Below are 17897 nucleotides of genomic sequence, written 5' to 3' on the forward strand. Positions count from 1 at the left end.
CGATGAAGCATTTCCGCCTCTTGTCCATCGGTCTGGCCCTCGCCGGGGTATTGGCCGGCATCGTCTCCTGCGACCGCAGCCCGGAGCGAAAGACGACCATCGCCGTCGTGCCGAAAGTGGACGACGCTTCGGTGGCCGCGGCGAAAGCGGCGGCCCTGGCCGCCAGGGATCTTTACGACATCCGGGTACGCTGGGACGTGTCGCGCAGCCCGACGGCCGAATCGCAGACCGAACTGATCGGCAAGCTGGTAGAGGCCGGCGTGGACGGTATCCTGATCAGCTGCATCGATGCGGAAGGGGTCAAAGAGGCGATCGACGACGCCGTGAAAGCGGGGGTGAAAGTGGGGACTTTCGACTCGGATTGCCCGGAAAGCAGTCGCAGTTTCCATATCGGTTCGGATAATGCGGCGGCGGGGGCGCTGGCGGCCTCGACCCTGCAAGCGCTTTGCGCCGAAGCGGGACGACCGGCGACGGGAATCGGCGTATTCGGCGGCGCGGCCGGGGATACGGCGATGGGAGCGCGGCTGAAAGCCTTCCTCGCGGCGGTACCCGACACGGCCGCATTGCTCTGGTCGGGCGACGCCGCTTCGACGGGACGGACTCAGGTAACGGATTTCCTGACCGAAAACGCGCAATTGCCGGTCAATGGGGTCCTGTTCCTGTCGAGCACGGCGGTGATCGAAGGGCCTGGGGCCGTTCAGCGGCTCGACAGCCTGTGCCGTCCGACGGCCGACGAAGGGGCTGCCGCGGCTGCGGTCTTTTTCGATACGTCGGACGAACTGTTGGAATTCGTCGGAAGCATGCCCCACTGCGCCGCGATCCGACAGGATTTCGGAGCGATGGTGTCAGGCGGCATCGACCGCCTGCTGAAAGCCATACGGAATGAACCGGTCGGCGAGACGATTACCTTTACGCCTGTCGAAGCGGTCAGGTAACCACCCTCCGGCTTATTACTGCGATTATTTGCGAGTTAAAAGTGCGGTTATTAAAAAGGGACGCAGGCTGTGGGGTTGGGGTACTTACAGCCCGGTTCGAGTGCCGAGCGGCGCCGGGCCTCCGCTGCGGGAGACCCGCAATTCGCCGCTCTACGCGTCGGAAGTTGCGACCGCTCCCAGGCGTCCGACCCGAATGAAAAATTAACCGTACGGTTAAATGGCCCGGACATAATTTGCGACCTTCAGGTCGCGCAGGTCGCAGCTTCTCGCAGCGAAGTCCGGCCCGCCTACTGACGCGGAAACTTATTTTTAACCCTACTTTTAATTTGCGGATTCAAGGCCGGAGCCAGCGTGGACTGCTTGCAGGCCTACGCCGGGGGTGGCTCCGGCCTGACTAAGGGAAAATATCGAAATAAACCGTAAGTTTATGTGAAAAGGCTGTGGCTGTGTAAACGCAACGATTCGGGACAACTACAGCCCGGTGCGAGTGCCGGGCGGCGGCGCGTCTCCACGCGGGGCGGGAACCGCCCGACGGAGAAGGAAACGTTACCGAACAACCTACAGGTCCCGACACAGCCCCGTACCTGACAACGGAAGACGATGCACGGTTTTTGCAGAGATAAACTCTCCTTGCGAGTCTGTACGGCGAAAGACCGCAAACTGACAAGCGATTTTTATTTTAACCACGATAAGACCATGAAAAACAAAGTATTGCTGATGATTCTCGATGGGTGGGGCAAAGGCGACCACACCAAACGAGACGCGATCTATTCGGCCCATCCCGAATTTATCGATTCGCTGATGGCGAAATACCCCAACGCCGAACTGCTGACCAGCGGCGAGAACGTCGGACTGCCGGACGGACAGATGGGCAACTCCGAAGTGGGGCACCAGAATATCGGCGCCGGACGGATCATCTACCAGGACCTGGTAAAAATCAACCGTGCGTCGAAAGACGGCTCGATTATGAAAAATCCGGAGATCGTGGCCGCATTCGAATATGCCCAAAAGAACGGCAAAGCCGTGCATTTCATGGGGCTCGTTTCGGCCGGCGGTGTACACAGCTCGCTCGATCACCTGTTCACCCTGTGCGACATCGCGAAACACTACGGCATCGCCGACACCTACGTGCACGCCTTTATGGACGGCCGCGACACCGACCCAAAGAGCGGTGCGGGCTACCTCCGCGAACTCGAAGCGCATATGGCCCAATCGACCGGTAAAATCGCATCGGTCATCGGCCGTTATTATGCGATGGACCGCGACAAACGCTGGGAGCGCGTTAAGAAGGCTTACGACCTGATCGTCGAAGGGACGGGCAAAAAGGCGACCGATGCTGTCAAAGCCGTCGAAGAATCCTATGCCGAAGGGGTCACCGACGAATTCATCAAACCGATCGCCATCACCGACGCGGCCGGGCAGCCGGTCGGTCTCATCCGGGAGGGCGACATGGTGATCTTCTTCAACTACCGCAACGACCGCGCCAAAGAGCTGACGCAGGTGTTGACGCAGTGCGACATGCCCGACCAGGGAATGCACACCATTCCGCTCTATTATTGCACCATGACCCCCTACGACTCGTCGTTCAAAGGGCTTCATATCCTGTTCGACAAAGAAAACGTGGAGAACACGCTCGGCGAATGGATCTCGAAACAGGGCCTCACGCAGCTGCGCATTGCCGAAACCGAAAAATTCGCCCACGTGACCTTCTTTTTCAACGGTGGCCGCGAACAGCCTTTCGAAGGCGAAAAACGGATCCTGATCAACTCGCCGAAGGTAGCCACCTACGATTTGCAGCCCGAAATGAGCGCCTATCTGGTGGCCGAAGCGTTGGTGAAAGACATCAAGGCCGAGGCTCCGGACTTCATCTGCCTGAATTTCGCCAACGGCGACATGGTGGGGCATACCGGGGTGTACGAAGCGATCGAAAAAGCGGTCAAGGCTGTGGATGCCTGCGTCAGGGAGGTGGTGACCGCCGCACGGGAAGCGGGCTATACGATCCTGATCTGTGCCGACCACGGGAATGCGGACAATGCGATTAATCCCGACGGTACGCCGAATACGGCCCACTCGCTGAATCCGGTGCCGTTGATCGTTGTTTCCGACACGATCAAGGAGGTGCATAACGGCGTTCTGGCCGACCTGGCGCCGACGGTGCTCAAGATCATGGGCATCGAACAACCCGCTGAGATGACCGGACACGCGCTGGTCTAAAGGCGCCTGCGAGGGTTATTAGGGCCGTCCCGGAATACAAGCGTTATCCCTTGTATTCCGGGACGGTCTTATTTGAACGAATCGGCGGATTGCCGTCGATTGCCGCCGGGGTATTCCCTTCGGGACGTATCGTCTGTCCGCCGGCGGTCGATGGGTCGCCGGGCGGAGCGGATTTCCGCTGTCCGGTGCGGCCGGGTGCCGATAAATGTTTATCTTCGAAAATCGGAACGACGGTAAACGATTCTTATGGAAAAAAACACCCAACCGGAGTGGCTCGCATGGGCCAAAGAACTGCAATTCATCGCCCAGGCGGGGCTGACCTATTCGCGGGATCCGTTCGACCGGGAACGCTTCGGACGTATCCGGGAAATAGCGGCTGAAATACTCAGCCTGCGGAGCGGCCTGTCTTTGGAAACAGTGAAAGGCTTGTTTTGCAACGAGGAGGGTTTCCAGACTCCGAAACTCGACAGCCGGGCTGCTGTTTTCCGGGACGGCCGGATTTTGCTGGTGCAGGAGCGTAACGGGACCTGGGCACTGCCCGGAGGATGGGTGGACATCGACCAGAGCGTCCGGTCGAATACCGAAAAGGAGGTGAGGGAGGAGGCGGGACTGGAGGTCGAGGCTGTGCGGCTCATCGCCGTGCAGGACCGGAACCTGCACAACCGGCCGCCTTATGCCTACAACGTGTGCAAGGTGTTCGTCTTTTGCGAACCGAAGGACGGCGGGTTCCGTCCCAATGCGGAGACGGTGGCGAGCGGCTATTTCGGTCTGGACGAACTGCCCGCGCCGTTGGCGGAAGAGAAAGTTTCGAGGGCGCAGATCGAGATGTGTTTCGCGGCGGCTGCCGATCCCGATTGGCAGGTTTTGTTCGACTGAATCCGCATAGTCTTGTGCGGCTTTACGCGGCTTTTCGTTTTCGGCTCGTCCGGGAGTTTCAGTTTATTGCCGGAATTTGCGCTGTCTGTGGTAGCGGGGTGCGTATCCGGAAAGATTTTAAGTCGTAAGGTTTAATTGTACGGTTAATATTTCATTCGAGTCGGGCGCACGGGAATCTTCGGAAAGTTACAGCCCGGATCGAGTGCCGAGCGGCACCGCGCTTCCCGTGGGAAAACCTCCGGCCCGCATAACTCGCTACGCTCGCCGCAGAACAAACGAAGATCGCCGCATGTGCAATTTCCTCCGAGCAAGGGAGGTAAATCATCGTAAGAGCCAGCCCTTCGCAGACAGTACCGAACGGCCCTTATGCCGGGCAGGGGCGGTACCTCAGGCGCTTCACGGGGGACCGTAACCGCTCCGAAACCTACCGAATGACGGGCCGTAATTACCTCGACAAACAACCCGACGATCAATTCCCGACCTCTCCCATCAGGCTGTCCGCTTCGAACATGTCCTTTTCCGGCCACTCCGTCACCTTGCCGAACGCCTGCCGCAGCATCGCGCCGATATGCGTGTGGAAGCGCGAACCCTTCCAACTGCTCGTATTGGTGACGAACACCCACACATAGCCGTTGCTCTGCTTGCGCAGCAACGCGTTCGTGCCCGCCATCGTCCCGGTGCGCGACCACGTCCCGTCCGCATAAGCGTGCATCCAGCCGATCGGCAGTTCGCCCTTGACCTCCTGCGTCATCCGACGCACGGTCGAACGATGCAGGATATCCATCCGCGACGGATCGCCGTCGATCGCCGCCACGAACTTCAAAAGCTCCGTCGGTGAAGCCACCCAGCCCCCCGCGCCGCTCAACCCCTGAATATCGTTGCCGCCGTCGCTCTTGGGCACCATTGCGCCCGTACCGTCGCAGGCCGGAACCGCCTCCGCCTCCTTCGTCTCGTAATAACGCACCTCGTTCGGGAACTTGTCCGCATGGCGGCTCCGTCCGATATGCATGTCGAAACATCCCGCCGGAGCCAGGATATTGTCCTGCACATACCGCTCGTACGGCAGACCGGAAACCTTCTCGATCACTTTCGACAGTACCACATACCCCAGATTCGAATAGTATGTCCTCGTCCCCGGCCGGTATCCCAGCCCGCTGCGCACGGCGTATTCCACGTAATCGTCCGTACTGTACGGCGGCTGCCGTTGCAATACCCGTTCCACGATCTGCCAGTCGAACATCGGATCGCCTGCCCGCACGGTGAAACCGCCCCGATGCCGCAGGAGCTGTTCGACGGTCACCTGCTCCAGCCGCTTGTCCGTGTAACGGCAGAAACGGTCGTCGCCGAGAAGACCTTTTCGACCGAATACCCGGTCTTCCAGCCTCAGTTTACCCTCCTCCCACAGCTTCATCACCGCCGTGGCCGTGATGAGTTTCGACAACGACGCGATCCGCAGGATATGGCGCACCTCCATCGGTTCGCCGTCCTCCCGGTCGGCCCAGCCGTAGCCCTTGGCATAAATCAGGTTGCCGTCCTTCATAATGGCCAGCGAAGCGCCGGTCAGCTCCCATTTCCGCATGAAAGCCAGCACCGCCCGGTCGAACTTCACGGCTTCGGGCAGTTCGCTGTCCGCATTGCTCAGTATCTGGTTCAGCGGTTTCGGCGCAGCCGGCAGCGTATCGCCCGCAGCGACCGCCGTCCGGCAGGAGGGACCGGCGAACCAGTGCCAGGGCCGGGCGACCGACAGGAAAATCAACGTCCCGACGATCCAGAAAAAACGTTTGACGCTTTTCTTCAATCTCCGCCGTTTCCGCTTCGGAGGGCGGGGACGGCGAGGCCCCGCCCCGGGACCCGCCGGTTCCCTGACGGGAACGGCGCCGTGCGGAATATGCGGCACGCGGGGAGGATAAGGAGTATATACGGGTCTGCGGTCGGTCATCGGCGCCAATGTCGTCTATTTCGGTCGGTCAGAATTTCAGTTTGCGGCTCTGCTGCGACGGCGAACAGCGGTACGGTTTCGTCGCCAGTTTCCGCGGATCGGGCGCCGGAGGCAGGTAGCTCCCTTCGACACCTTCGACGGTCAGCCGGCCCCGCGTGTCAATCGTAAAGACCGCATAGAGCGGCACCGCGTACGGAATGCAGTACGACAGGCTGGGATACGCCCGGTAGACGGAGTCGGGGTAATGCGCCCGGTTTTCGAACGCCTCCCCGCCCCAGATATAACTCGCGCTGTTCATCTGTAAATAGTGGATGCCGTCGATCGTGAAATGGCTGTCGCTGTGGTTATGTCCTCCTATGACGGCTGCGATACGCGTGCCGTTGTCCCGCGCCTCGGTAATGATCCGGTGGAGCGGGGCATATTGTTCTACCCGATCGAAGCGATCGTTGAGCGGAGCGTGGGTGAAGATGACGACGATTTTCGACCGGTCGGCTAGCTGTTCCCGAAGCCATTCGGCCTGGCCGTCGCCCACGTGTTCGCGTACCGGGGCGCCGTAATAGTTCCCGTTCGCATAGGGGTGCTCGTTCCCTTCGCTGTCGAGAAAAAAGTTGGTATCCAGCACGATAAAACGGAATTTTCCGCGATCGAAGCGGTAGTAAGGCGCTTCGATACCGAAAAAGTCCATATAGGTCCGCTTGTCGGAACGATCCATATCGTGGTTGCCCAGCACATGGTAGACAGGCATGGAGGACGAATCGAGGATGTCGCGGATCACGCGGTTCTGCGGTATCGGAAAGGCGAGGTCGCCGAGGTCGATCAGGAAATCGGCGTCGTTCTTTTCCGCGACGGAGACGATTTTTCGCAAGGCATCCGGCCGGCCGGGAATCAGATCCTGGTGCAGGTCGGTGAAGAGTACGAAACGCACGCGTTCGGCGGCTTGCGCCGGCAGGGTCAGCGTCGATAGCAGCAGACCGACAGCAAGAAGTATCTTTTTCATATTATGGATTCGGGTTAAGTCTCGTAAAATCGCCGCACGGCAGGGGAAGGTCGCCGTTTCCGCCGCCGGCCGGCAAAAGGAGGCTTCAGGGAACGGACATCCCTACGCCCCCTTCGGAATATCGACGATCCGCGCCTGCGGATAATAGACCCGCAGGTAGTCGGCAATGTAGGCCCTCGTGTCCGCCGCAATGACGGGATCGCCCTCCGGGTAGAGCTTCCAGAGCACGGCGGCGATCCGGATATTCCGGGCGCGGCAGGCTTCGAAACTGAGCAACGTATGGTTCAGGCTGCCCAGGCGGGCCGAAGTGACGAACAGCAGCGGCAGGTCGTGTTCCGCCACATAATCGGCGGTCAGGTATTGGTGCGGTTCCCCGGCCGGGGCGAACGGCGCGAGAGGAACCAGCAGTCCGCCTGCCCCTTCGACCAGTACGATATCGTATCGTTCCGCCAGTTTCTGCGTGGCGGCCGCGATCACCGAAGTGTCCACCCGAGTTTCCTCCAGCGCGGCGGCCAGGTGCGGCGAAGCCGGAAATCGGTAGACGACCGGGCAGGTCGTACGGTCGAGATCGGCCGGTTGAAGGGGAATCCCCATCAGCCGCCGGTGCAGGGCGATGTCTTCCGAAGCGTCGGTATTTCCTGTTTGGATAAATTTCTGGGTAATGACTCGTTCGCCCTGCTCGGCGAGCATGCGGGCCAGTATGCCGGTGGCGTAACTTTTGCCGGCATCGGTGTCGATGCCGCTGACGAAATAGACGCCGTGTGGGAGTAAGGTCATGGTTTCTGCGCGACGATGATGATCGGATGGAAAGTCAAAGTTACGCATTCTCCGCCTTTTTTCCGCTCCCGCTCCAACCCGGAATCGTCCGGTACGGCGACGGTGTAGGCCGAACGGTAATCCGCCTCGAACCGGCTGAGGCGGCTGTGCGTCCACCGCTGCGCGGTCACGGCATTGACGCCGGTCAGCCGCAGGTGGCGCAGGACGTCGGTCGGAGCGGGATAATACTGCGGTTCGATCCACGCTTCAGCGACGGAAAGGGTCAGCCCCGCTCCGCGGCACAAGGCGCAAAGTTCCTCCAACGGATAATAATCGAGTCCCTGTCCGGTCGTCGCCGCGATTTCGCGGAAGTTTTCCGGCCCGAACGTACTGAAAGCCAATGTGCCGCCCGCGGCAAGACCGGCGGCGGCACGGAGAATGAAACCGGGCAGGTCGTCGAACCACTGCACGGCCGAGGCGCTGGCGATCAGGTCGTAACCGGCCGTATCGAAACGGAACGTCTCGCCGTCGCCGGCCTCGAACCGGACGGGAACGCCCGTTCCCGTAACGTGGGGCAGGAAATCCCGGCTGGTGGGCACCAGGTCGTTCACCGTCCACTCCGCTGCCGGGAACAACCGCACCAGATGCCGCGTCAGGAAGCCGGTACCGGCCCCGATCTCCGCCCCGCGCCGGACAACGGCCGGGCCGACGGCCTGCGCAAGGCGTTCTCCCAACCGGTCGGCGATGGCCCGCTGCACGACGGCCAGCGTGTCGTAGCTCTTCAGATTGCGGGCGAAACGCCGCTGCAACAAAGTCTTATCGTGTTTCATCGGGGGCGATGCAGGAGGTCAGTATATGCGGTTCGTACAACGGATAGTGGGGCATGTCGGGGCAGACTTCCACCGGCACGCCGGCTTCGTTCCAGTACCGCCACATCTGCTCCGGCGGGAAAATGGCGTCCCGTCCCCCGACGACGGCCCGTGTCCAGAAGCCCGGCTCCGGAAGCTCCGGAGGCGCGGCGAGCGCCTGCCTCCGGAGCGACAGCAGCTCTTCGTAAATCTCCTCCAGAGGCCGGGTCGAGCGATGCCTGTAATATTCGCGCAGGATTTCAGGAGTGCCGCACATCCGTTCGAGAAATTTGACTGTTCCGGCCCCGCCGATGCTGCGTACGGTAACGGCAAAAGCCCGCTCCGGAATGCCGTAACGGTCGCTGACCGGTCGCGGCGTGCCGCCGATAGCCGTGGCGGTATCCCAGCCGACCGGGGATTCGCCGAAAATCCGACCGGCAGCCCATACGCCGAACGACCAGGCAACCAGATGCCGGGTGCGGTAAGGTTCCAGCCAGGCGTACAGGTTCACGGTTTCTTCGGGCGACGGTAAGGTGCGGTAGTCGTACAGACACAAAAAATCATACCCTTCCGGCAGAGGCCGACGACGCACCAGTTCGTCCGAACCGGCCCAGCCCGCCGCGAATACGATCACGCCGTTTTTCGCCGGTATCTCGTCTGCGGCGGAACGAATTATCCAAGCTGTCTGCATAAGGTGGCGAATTGTTCGATTTGGTCAGGGGTATGGTTCGCGCAGAGCGAGATCCTCAGCCGGGCCTCTCCCTGCGGTACGGTGGGATGCCGGATGGCGGTCGTCCAAAACCCTTCGTCGCGCAGGGCGGCGACCATGCGCAGGGCGTTTTCGTTGGAACCGGCCCGAACGGGGATAATCTGCGACCGATAGGCATTTCCCGGTCGCAGAATGTCGTTCACGATACCGATCAGTTCGCGGAGCCGCTCGCGGCGCGGTCCGAATTCGGGGAAAAGACCGATGAGGAACCGGGTCCATTCCAGAGAAATATCGGGCAGGGCGGTGGAAAAGATCAGAGGCCGCATCCGATTGATCAGCAACTCTTTCGTCTCCCGCGAACAGATCAGGGCGGCGCCGACCGACGCGAGCGCCTTGCCGAAAGTGACCGCATGGTATTCCGCTTTCAGAGGCAACGCAGGGCGGGCTGCGTTATAGGCCGCCAGCAGCCCGGCCCCTTCCCTGCCCGGAGGCCCGTACACGCCGAAAGCGTGCGCTTCGTCGAGGTAGAGCCGGAATCCGTACCGTTGTTGCAGCCGGGCCAGCTCCTCCAGCGGCGCGAAGTCGCCGTCCATACTGAAAAGACTTTCGGTCACGACCACTATGCGTCCGTAACCTTCGCTTTGCGCCCGGGCGAGCAGGGCGGCGAGCTGCTCCATATCGTTATGCCGGTAACGCTGCCACCGGACGCCGTCGCAGAGCCTGAGGCCGTCGATCAGGCTGGCGTGCACCAGCTTGTCGGCCAGAATCAGGTCGCCTTTTTGCGTTACGGCAGGCAGCACGCCGGAATTGACGGCGAATCCCGACCCCAGCACGAGGGCGGTCTCGGCTCCCTGCAAGCGGGCGAGGGTTTCTTCCAACCGTTCATAGGCCGGACTGTTGCCGGTCATCAGTCGCGACGAAGGGTTGCCCAACAGAAACCGTTCCGCATCGGCGGAGAGCAGGAACCGACGTTGCAGGGCGGGGTCGGTCAGGCCGAGGTAATCGTTGGACGAGAGGTTGCAATATCCCTTCTCGCCGCCGTGTCCGTCGGAGTGGTAAACAGAGGGGCCTTCGGCGCGTAAAGTTTTAAGGCTGCGCAGGTTGTCCTGCGCAGCCAGTCCTTCGAGAATCTCTTGTTCGCGGGTCATGGGCGGTGACGGTCGTTGTCGTCGGGCAACGCCGCGCCGGGCACGATCTCTACTGCCCGGGCGGCATCGGCTTCGGCGACGATCAGGCTGACCTGCCCCTGGATAAAGGGCAGAACGGTGCCTCCGATGGCTCCGTCCACGCTGCATTCGATTCCGTGGTTACGGAGCAGGTCGGCGTCGAGCCAGGCTTCGTTGGGCGAGGTGTAGCGTTTGATGGCTACCACGCGGCTTTGGTCTGTAGTGTCGGTCGTCATAATCGGATTCCTCCCTCTTTAACGATATGCGGGGCGACGTCCGTTACGTTCCGCCGCAGGCACCATGCGATGTCTTCGGCCCAGCGGCCCTTGATGTTGTGGTAATGTTCGCAGTGGTCGAGGGCTTGCTGCAGGTCGTCTTCGTAGCGTCGGTACACGTCGGCGCACCACCAGGCGATATCGGTGAGTTTATATCCGTAGTGTCGGCCCAAATATCGTGCCATCATGCCGGCGCATAGGGCGTCTTCGATGGTGAAACGGTCGTGGCGGCCGGAGCAGACCAATACGATGTCTTCCCCACGTTCGCCCAATCGCCGGGCGACGGCGTCGGCGTTCAGCAGGGCGGCGACATAAATTTCGGCGGCTCCACGGGCGCAGTTCACGGCCCGCGTCCCGTTGGTGGTGCTCATGACGATGGTGGCGTCGCGTACGATGTCGGGGGAGTACCGCAGGGGGGAGTTGTCGAGATCGAAACCTTCGATGATGACGGTCTTCCTTTCGCCGCCGAGCAGCACGGGGCCGTTGTCGCCGCTTTGCCGGTGACGGGCGACGATTTCGTCGCGCAACCGGAAACTCTCTTCGATACCGGTCACGGGAATGATCTCCCGCGCGCCGTTCGCAAAGGCGGTAACCATCACGGAGGTGGCACGGAACACGTCGATCACGGCGACGTTTTTTCCTGCGACGCGCTCGTCGGTCACTTCGCCGGCGGTCCCTATAATATCGACTTCCATAAATTCTCCAATCCTGAATCGTTCGTTTATTTGGCACATTAGGTTTGAGGCAACTGTTCTTTCTTTGAAAAGAAAGAACCAAAGAAACTTTCGAGCAGGTTTGCAGCGCCTCAGTTTATCGAAAACCTTTTCTTGCAGACTTCTTTGTTCTGTAACGGATAGGGGACATCGGGCATAACGATATTAAAGTCCCCTATCCGTTACAGAACAAACTTTCAAAGGCAAAGGTCATCCGCCAGGCTCAGGAGATGCGCAAGCATCTCAAAAAGTTTTTTCGGTTCCTTTTGTTCACAAAAGGAACAGTCCCCTCAAACCTGAACAGTACGAATAAACGAACGGTTTAAAATGAGGTTTCGGGTTGGCGGGAGAGCGTGGCGACCATGACCGCCTTGATCGTGTGCATACGGTTTTCGGCCTCGTCGAAGACGATCGACGCCGGCGACTCGAACACCTCGTCCGTCACCTCCATTTCCCGCAGTCCGTACTGGCGATGGATCTCCTCCCCCACCTCCGTTTCCAAATCATGGAACGCAGGCAGGCAATGCATGAACTTGCAATCCCGGTTACCCGTCATCTCCATCATGCGACGATTCACCTGATACGGTCTGAGCAGTTTGATCCGTTCGTCCCACACCTCGGCCGGTTCGCCCATCGACACCCATACGTCCGTATAGATGAAATCGGCGCCGGCCACTGCTTCCGCCACATTGTCCGTAATCGTAATCCGGGCGTTATCTTCCCGTCTGAGCCTTTCGACAAGAGCGGCAGAGGGATGATAAGCCGCCGGCGCCGCCGCGGAATACTCCATCCCCATCCGGGCACAGCCCACCATCAACGACAGGGCGACATTATTGTCCGCCGTTCCCGCAAAACATACCTTGATTTCATTCAACGGTTTGGAGCAATGCTCCGTAATGGTCAGCAAGTCGGCCAGAAACTGCGTCGGGTGGCATTCGTTGGTCAGCCCGTTCCAGACGGGCACGCCCGAATACTGCGCCAGGGTTTCCACCACCTCCTGACCGTATCCGCGGTACTCGATACCGTCGTACATGCGTCCCAATACCCTCGCTGTGTCCTTAATGGACTCTTTTTTCCCCATCTGCGACCCGCTGGAACCGATGTAGGTTACGCGCGCCCCCTGATCGAAAGCGCCGACCTCGAAAGAACAGCGCGTGCGGGTGGAATCTTTGGCAAAAAGCAGAACGATGTTCCTGCCTTGGAGGTATTGTTGCTCGGTGCCGGCTTTTTTCTCGGCTTTCAGCCGCGCGGCCAACCGGACCAGCCCCTCTATCTCTTCCCTGCGAAGCGATCCGATGTCCAGAAAACTTTTCTTGTACATAATCTCTGTATATGATCTTTTTATTCCCACGTCCGTTTTTATCGGGTTTGAGGGTACTGTTCCTTTTGTTCACAAAAGGAACCGAAAAAACTTTTTGAGATGCCTTACGCATCTCCCGTGCCTGCCGGATACCCTTTCCTTTGAAGGTTTGTTCCGTAACGAATAGGGGCTAATGGGATATAACCCTGCCATATAGCCCCCTATCCGTTACAGAACAAAGGGTGCCTCAATGCAAAAGGACTGCGGCGAACTAAGGCATACACAGTTGCTCGAAAGTCTTTTGGGTTCTTTTTACCTGCGGTTTCCTCGCGCTACCTCGCCATAGTCCGCAAGCGGCCTCCGGACTCGCCACGCTGCTCGGTTCTTCAGAAAAAGAACGGTTGCCTCAATCTCAAAAACGGGTGTAAGAATAAAAAGATCGTTTATTCGGTTATTTGCGGTAGATGACCAGCGTTTGGCCCGGTCGCAGCGTTTTGGCGTTTTTGATATTGTTCCAGCTCATCAGCTGTTTGACCGTCACATGGTAACGCGCCGCGATACGCCCCAGAATATCCCCGCTTTTGATTTTGTATGTGATCTTCGTGCCTTTGGCCGAAGCCGAACCGCCGCGCGACGAACCGGCCGTCAGTTGTTCCTGGGAAAGATTGCTGATATTGAGATATTTGGCCAGATACAGACTGTCCTTGCCGTAAATTTCCGGGCTTTCGCGCACGAACGACGTCATGTATTCCTGAGGAAGCGTCAGCGTATAAGTCTGGTTTTTGGCCGGTATCACATCCACCGTATATTGCGGGTTCAGGCCGCGCAGCACCTCGATCGGGATATTCAGCGTGGTGGCCACCTGCTCCAGGTGCAGCATCCGGTTCACGTGCACCGTGTCGGTCGCCAGCGGATGCCACGGAATCGTCGGATTCAGATCGTGCGCCTTATAATAAGTATAAGCGTACGTCGCCGCGATGAAAGCCGGGATATAGCCGCGCGTCTCGCGCGGCAGGTATTCGTATATGTCCCAATAGGTCTTGGCGTCCGCTCCCCCGTGCGCCGAACGGAAACGCTCCAGCGCCTTGTTCACGTTCCCCGCCCCGCAGTTATACGAAGCGATCACCAGCGTCCAGTCGCCGTAGATCTTGTACATGTCTTTCAGGTACTTGCAGGCCGCCTCGGTCGATTTGACCGGATCGCACCGCTCGTCCACGAAAGAGTTGATCTCCAGCCCGTAATATTTGCCGGTGCGAAGCATGAACTGCCACAGCCCCACTGCCGCGGCCCGCGATTCGGCCCGCGGAATGAGCGCCGACTCGATTACCGGCAACATCTTCAACTCCATCGGCAGCTTGTACCGGTACAGCGCCTCCTCGAAAATCGGGAAATAGTACTGCGCCAGCCCCAGCACGCGTTCCATCACTCCCCCTTTGCGCGTATAGATCTGGATATACTTCTTGACTACATCGTTATATGGCAGCTGCACCTCGGTGGCCATCATCTTGAGCCGCTCGGCGTACACTTCGTCGGGCAGCGCCCCGGTCATGTCCACCCGGTCCAGATCCACGTCGATGAACTCATTGACGAACGTATCGTAAGAGTCTACTACATTCTGCCGCGTATAGTCGGCCAGCAGCGAATCGTACGTGCTGGCCGAAAAACCGTTCAGCGCCAGCATCCCGAACGCACGGGTATCGCCGGTCTGCGCATGGCCTGCGCCCGCCGTCCCGAACATAAGCCCCGCCCCCAGCGCGAACAGGCGGGCGGCACTCAGTAGATTTTTCTGCATGGTATATGTCGTTTTCGGTATTCTGTCATTTTTATTGGACGCCCGCCGCATCCGAAAGTTTAAAACCTGATTTTCAGTGCCAGCCCGTAAGAGCTTCCCTGCGAGGGACTCACCGGACGACCGTCGAAACGCGTGTCGATCATGGTCGGTTCGACCCGCACGGAAAGATTTTCGTCCACGTCCCAGTTTTTGAGCGAAGCGATCACATACGTGTCGATCACGCTGAGCAGGTAAGCGGCCGCCATGCCGATGATAGCCAGGTCGCGGTCGCGGCGGTAGGCGCTCCGCACCCGCGACAGCAAATCGGCCGAATAACGGCCGTTGAACTCGTCCACCGTGGAGGGGTTGCCGTCGGTCAGGGCGTTGTAAGCCGTTTTGTACCGCTGGTAATTCCGGTTATTATAGTCGATCACGGTGGCCAGCGCGATGAAACCGCCATAATAAATCGGTATGCGCCAATAGGTTTTGGTATAAACAAAACCCATGCCGGGGAATACCGCCGCGAGCGTCGTGGCCTTGCGCACGGGATCGACCGGCCCCCGGTAATTGAACACCGCGTCGGCCACGAAATAGAGGTAGGTCGCCCCCGCCATGGCGTACATCAGCGTCTGGCCGCTGCCGGCATTGCGCATCCGTGTCCGCGCCCGTTTCTGGACGTCCGGCGGCAGCCTAAGATCCACCGTGCGTTGGTATTCGGCCTTGTAGTCCTTGTATTTGTTATGGAACAGTATCCCGCCGGTGAGGAATCCCCCCACGCCTCCGTAAAGGATCGGCAGTTTCCACGGCTGGCGATTGTAAATTTGTCCGAAACCCGGCGCGACCAGCGACAGGACGGTATGCTTTCCGGCCGCTATGGTATCCTGCGTCAGGCGGAATTTCGGTTTGAACAGCAGGGCGGAATCGGCGGCCGTCAGCTGCCGCCCGGCCGCGCCGATATGGGCGGTATCGACGGCCGGATACTCCAGCCCGGCCAGCCGGAACGGGGCTTTCCACAAGACCGAGTCGGGGTAGCGGCCCACGAGCAGCGAGTCGCTGAACTGCCTGGCGATGACGGAATCCGCGGCCGCCCGGTATGCCGGTATGCTGTCGAAGCCGGCCCGGACGATCAGCGTGCTGTCGGGCTTGAGCGTCGTGCGCACGAACCGCGCCCGGCGCATGATGCTGTCCTGTATCGCGTCGAGCGGTGTCCCTTTCTGTCCGCCGGATATGCGCACGTGCTGCCCGACGGCCAGTCCGTCCATCTCTTTGACCCGTTCGTTGAGCTGTTTGCGCTGGTCGTGGGTCAGGTCTTGTTTCATCTTCCGCCTGAGTTCCTGCCGTTCGGCCTTGGCCTGCGCCTTTTCCAGTTTGCGGACAGCCTTCGCGTCGAGCATGACGCTGTCCGGCTCGGTCACTGCAAAGGGGACATCCGCCCGCGCCTCTGCACACGCGGCGACGGCCAGCAGGCAGGCCCACAGCAGGATCGATACCGAAACGCGGACAGACCGGTATGTAGGACGGTGGCGGCGCATCAGTTTTTCACGGAGAGTTTTTCGAGGCGGCCGAGTATCTCTTTCACCTGTTCGTCCGATTCGAAGTCGATCACTATTTTTCCCTGGAAAGCGGTCTTGCCGTTTTTCCCCGTAACGGCTTTCCGTTTGATGCTGATCCGGCTGCCGACCAGCGGTTCCAGCCGTTCGACCAGCTGCGAATAACAGACCGGGTATTCGGTATTGTCTTTGACCGTCCCGGCCGCGCCTTTGGAAGGGGCCAGCGCCTGCTGTACGGCCAGTTCGGTCTGCCGCACGGAAAGGTGCCCTTTCACGATCTTCGCCAGCATGGCCAGCTGCTGCCGTTCGCCCGGCAGCCCCAGCAACGCGCGGGCGTGGCCCATCGAAATCATGTCGTTGTTCAGGGCGCTCTGGATCTGCGCCGGCAGTTTCAGCAGGCGAATATAGTTGGCGATGGTGGAGCGTTTCTTGCCGACGCGTTCGGCCAGGATCTCCTGCGTCAGGGAGCATTCGTCGATCAGCCTTTGCAGCGACAGGGCCACTTCGATGGCCCCGAGGTCTTCGCGCTGGATATTTTCCACGAGGGCCATTTCGAGCAGGGTCTGGTCGTTGGCTTCGCGGACATAGGCCGGTATGGTGTCGAGGCCGGCGATCTGCGAGGCGCGGAAACGGCGTTCGCCGCTGATGATCATGTATTCGGCCCCGTCTTTTTCGGGATTCTCGATCCGCTTGACGGTGATGGGCTGTATCACGCCCAGCCGCGAAATGGATTGCGCCAGTTCTTCCAGCGCCTCTTCGTCGAAAAGGGTACGCGGCTGCCCCGGATTGGGGACGATACGCGCCAGTTCGATGTCGGCCACGGTATTGTCGCGGCGCGAGGCGGCTGTCTGTTTGGGGATGTTGAGTTCTTCGATCTCGAATATTGCGCCCAGCCCTTTGCCCAGGCCTGTGGTTTTCGGTTTCATAGGTTCAGTGGTGTGCCGTGCGTTAATGGGTTTTATGCGTTGCCGTTGCGTTCGAGGAATTCGCGGGCCAGGTTCAGGTAATTGACGCTGCCGCTGCTGGAGGCGTCGTAGGTGATGACCGGCTTGCCGTAGCTGGGCGATTCGCTCAAACGGGTATTGCGCTGGATAATGGTGTGGAACACGAGGTTTCCGAAATGGTTTTTCACTTCGCCGACCACCTGGTTGGCGAGCCTCAGGCGGGAGTCGTACATCGTCAGCAGGAACCCTTCGATCTCCAGGCCGGGATTCAGTCCGGCCTTGACCATCTTGATGGTGTTGAGCAACTTGCCCAGCCCTTCGAGGGCGAAGTATTCGCACTGGACGGGAATGATCACGCTGTCGGCGGCGATCAGGGCGTTCAGGGTGAGCATGCCCAGCGACGGCGAGCAGTCGATGACGACGTAATCGTAGTCGGCCCGTACGGCGTCGAGCAGGTTTTTCATCCGGAACTGGCCGCCTTCCATTTGCGCGAGCTCGGTCTCGGCGCCTACGAGATTGATGTTCGAGGGCAACAGATGCAGGGCGGGGATTTCGTCCGACCGGAGGATGGACTGCGCGATGTCGGCTTCGCCGGTCAGAACGGTATAGGTATTGAACGCTCCGGGTTCGAAACCGAGTCCGGAGGTGGAATTGGCCTGCGGGTCGGCATCGACCAGGAGCACGCGTTTCTCAAGCACGGCCAGCGATGCGGACAGGTTGATGGAGGTCGTGGTCTTCCCGACCCCTCCTTTCTGGTTGGCCAGAGCTACTATTTTTCCCATAATGGTTTTCTATATCTTTCTCTCTCTTGCTCTTACGATTCGGCGGGGGTGGGTGGACGGCGCTCGTTCGCGTTATCGCAGGTCTGATTTTCTGTCGTTTCCGGGCCTCCGCTGCCCGGAGG

16 protein-coding genes are annotated in these 17897 nt (G+C 59.8%); 3 read left to right on the forward strand and 13 right to left on the reverse strand.

Annotated elements, in window-relative coordinates:
• Positions 1-2 precede the first annotated feature (2 nt).
• The 3 genes from RIKMI_RS0109415 to RIKMI_RS0109425 all read left to right on the forward strand — a co-directional run bounded on the left by RIKMI_RS0109415 (position 3) and on the right by RIKMI_RS0109425 (position 4025).
• On the forward strand, positions 3-935 hold the full coding sequence (locus RIKMI_RS0109415) for a substrate-binding domain-containing protein (RefSeq protein ID WP_027291402.1): 933 nt from the start codon (positions 3-5) through the stop codon (positions 933-935).
• 696 nt (positions 936-1631) lie between these two features.
• On the forward strand, positions 1632-3149 hold the full coding sequence (gene gpmI, locus RIKMI_RS0109420; protein WP_027291403.1) for a 2,3-bisphosphoglycerate-independent phosphoglycerate mutase: 1518 nt from the start codon (positions 1632-1634) through the stop codon (positions 3147-3149).
• Positions 3150-3395: 246 nt separating this feature from the next.
• Positions 3396-4025, forward strand: a complete 630-nt coding sequence (locus RIKMI_RS0109425; protein WP_027291404.1) for an NUDIX hydrolase N-terminal domain-containing protein — start codon at positions 3396-3398, stop codon at positions 4023-4025.
• Between the two features lie 469 nt (positions 4026-4494).
• Here RIKMI_RS0109425 and RIKMI_RS13710 read toward each other — a convergent pair whose 3' ends face one another.
• The 13 genes from RIKMI_RS13710 to RIKMI_RS0109490 form a co-directional block, all read right to left on the reverse strand.
• Positions 4495-5823 (reverse strand): serine hydrolase domain-containing protein, encoded by a 1329-nt coding sequence (locus RIKMI_RS13710; protein WP_172465355.1) that lies wholly within the window; start codon positions 5821-5823, stop codon positions 4495-4497.
• A 169-nt stretch (positions 5824-5992) separates the two neighbouring features.
• Positions 5993-6961: a metallophosphoesterase family protein gene (locus RIKMI_RS0109435; protein WP_027291405.1), complete on the reverse strand. Its 969-nt coding sequence runs from the start codon at positions 6959-6961 to the stop codon at positions 5993-5995.
• Positions 6962-7063: 102 nt separating this feature from the next.
• Positions 7064-7738: a dethiobiotin synthase gene (gene bioD, locus RIKMI_RS0109440; RefSeq protein WP_027291406.1), complete on the reverse strand. Its 675-nt coding sequence runs from the start codon at positions 7736-7738 to the stop codon at positions 7064-7066.
• Positions 7735-8547 carry a methyltransferase domain-containing protein gene (locus tag RIKMI_RS0109445; RefSeq protein WP_027291407.1) on the reverse strand — a complete coding sequence of 271 codons (813 nt, stop codon included), beginning with the start codon at positions 8545-8547 and terminating at the stop codon, positions 7735-7737. The genes bioD and RIKMI_RS0109445 overlap by 4 nt, the downstream gene beginning before the upstream one ends.
• Positions 8534-9256 carry a pimeloyl-ACP methyl esterase BioG family protein gene (locus RIKMI_RS13715; RefSeq protein ID WP_051214477.1) on the reverse strand — a complete coding sequence of 241 codons (723 nt, stop codon included), beginning with the start codon at positions 9254-9256 and terminating at the stop codon, positions 8534-8536. Before RIKMI_RS13715 ends, RIKMI_RS0109445 begins: the two co-directional genes overlap by 14 nt.
• Complete coding sequence (locus tag RIKMI_RS13720; RefSeq protein ID WP_037291795.1) at positions 9238-10422, reverse strand: aminotransferase class I/II-fold pyridoxal phosphate-dependent enzyme; 1185 nt, start codon at positions 10420-10422, stop codon at positions 9238-9240. Before RIKMI_RS13720 ends, RIKMI_RS13715 begins: the two co-directional genes overlap by 19 nt.
• Positions 10419-10676, reverse strand: coding sequence for a DUF2007 domain-containing protein (locus RIKMI_RS0109460; protein WP_027291408.1), 258 nt, complete (start codon positions 10674-10676; stop codon positions 10419-10421). Before RIKMI_RS0109460 ends, RIKMI_RS13720 begins: the two co-directional genes overlap by 4 nt.
• Positions 10673-11410, reverse strand: a complete 738-nt coding sequence (locus RIKMI_RS13725; protein WP_037291798.1) for a 2-phosphosulfolactate phosphatase — start codon at positions 11408-11410, stop codon at positions 10673-10675. Before RIKMI_RS13725 ends, RIKMI_RS0109460 begins: the two co-directional genes overlap by 4 nt.
• Positions 11411-11750: 340 nt before the next feature.
• Positions 11751-12749: an ornithine carbamoyltransferase gene (gene argF, locus RIKMI_RS0109470; RefSeq protein ID WP_027291409.1), complete on the reverse strand. Its 999-nt coding sequence runs from the start codon at positions 12747-12749 to the stop codon at positions 11751-11753.
• 430 nt (positions 12750-13179) lie between these two features.
• Positions 13180-14520: a lytic transglycosylase domain-containing protein gene (locus RIKMI_RS13730; protein ID WP_051214478.1), complete on the reverse strand. Its 1341-nt coding sequence runs from the start codon at positions 14518-14520 to the stop codon at positions 13180-13182.
• A 59-nt stretch (positions 14521-14579) separates the two neighbouring features.
• Positions 14580-16031: a DUF5683 domain-containing protein gene (locus tag RIKMI_RS14380; RefSeq protein ID WP_051214479.1), complete on the reverse strand. Its 1452-nt coding sequence runs from the start codon at positions 16029-16031 to the stop codon at positions 14580-14582.
• Positions 16031-16975: a ParB/RepB/Spo0J family partition protein gene (locus tag RIKMI_RS0109485; RefSeq protein ID WP_027291410.1), complete on the reverse strand. Its 945-nt coding sequence runs from the start codon at positions 16973-16975 to the stop codon at positions 16031-16033. Before RIKMI_RS0109485 ends, RIKMI_RS14380 begins: the two co-directional genes overlap by 1 nt.
• A 32-nt stretch (positions 16976-17007) precedes the next feature.
• Positions 17008-17775 (reverse strand): ParA family protein, encoded by a 768-nt coding sequence (locus RIKMI_RS0109490; protein WP_027291411.1) that lies wholly within the window; start codon positions 17773-17775, stop codon positions 17008-17010.
• Positions 17776-17897 lie beyond the last annotated feature (122 nt).

Origin of the sequence: Rikenella microfusus DSM 15922, assembly GCF_000427365.1 — a bacterium.
GTDB classification, from domain to species: domain Bacteria; phylum Bacteroidota; class Bacteroidia; order Bacteroidales; family Rikenellaceae; genus Rikenella; species Rikenella microfusus.

Coding starts and splice junctions, on each gene's coding strand:
- argF (WP_027291409.1), bottom strand. CDS start 12,749: ATGTACAAGAAAAGTTTTCTGGACATCGGATCGCTTCGCAGGGAAGAG.
- RIKMI_RS0109435 (WP_027291405.1), bottom strand. CDS start 6,961: ATGAAAAAGATACTTCTTGCTGTCGGTCTGCTGCTATCGACGCTGACC.
- RIKMI_RS13725 (WP_037291798.1), bottom strand. CDS start 11,410: ATGGAAGTCGATATTATAGGGACCGCCGGCGAAGTGACCGACGAGCGC.
- RIKMI_RS0109460 (WP_027291408.1), bottom strand. CDS start 10,676: ATGACGACCGACACTACAGACCAAAGCCGCGTGGTAGCCATCAAACGC.
- RIKMI_RS13720 (WP_037291795.1), bottom strand. CDS start 10,422: ATGACCCGCGAACAAGAGATTCTCGAAGGACTGGCTGCGCAGGACAAC.
- RIKMI_RS0109425 (WP_027291404.1), top strand. CDS start 3,396: ATGGAAAAAAACACCCAACCGGAGTGGCTCGCATGGGCCAAAGAACTG.
- gpmI (WP_027291403.1), top strand. CDS start 1,632: ATGAAAAACAAAGTATTGCTGATGATTCTCGATGGGTGGGGCAAAGGC.
- RIKMI_RS13730 (WP_051214478.1), bottom strand. CDS start 14,520: ATGCAGAAAAATCTACTGAGTGCCGCCCGCCTGTTCGCGCTGGGGGCG.
- RIKMI_RS0109415 (WP_027291402.1), top strand. CDS start 3: ATGAAGCATTTCCGCCTCTTGTCCATCGGTCTGGCCCTCGCCGGGGTA.
- RIKMI_RS13715 (WP_051214477.1), bottom strand. CDS start 9,256: ATGCAGACAGCTTGGATAATTCGTTCCGCCGCAGACGAGATACCGGCG.
- RIKMI_RS0109490 (WP_027291411.1), bottom strand. CDS start 17,775: ATGGGAAAAATAGTAGCTCTGGCCAACCAGAAAGGAGGGGTCGGGAAG.
- bioD (WP_027291406.1), bottom strand. CDS start 7,738: ATGACCTTACTCCCACACGGCGTCTATTTCGTCAGCGGCATCGACACC.
- RIKMI_RS0109485 (WP_027291410.1), bottom strand. CDS start 16,975: ATGAAACCGAAAACCACAGGCCTGGGCAAAGGGCTGGGCGCAATATTC.
- RIKMI_RS14380 (WP_051214479.1), bottom strand. CDS start 16,031: ATGCGCCGCCACCGTCCTACATACCGGTCTGTCCGCGTTTCGGTATCG.
- RIKMI_RS0109445 (WP_027291407.1), bottom strand. CDS start 8,547: ATGAAACACGATAAGACTTTGTTGCAGCGGCGTTTCGCCCGCAATCTG.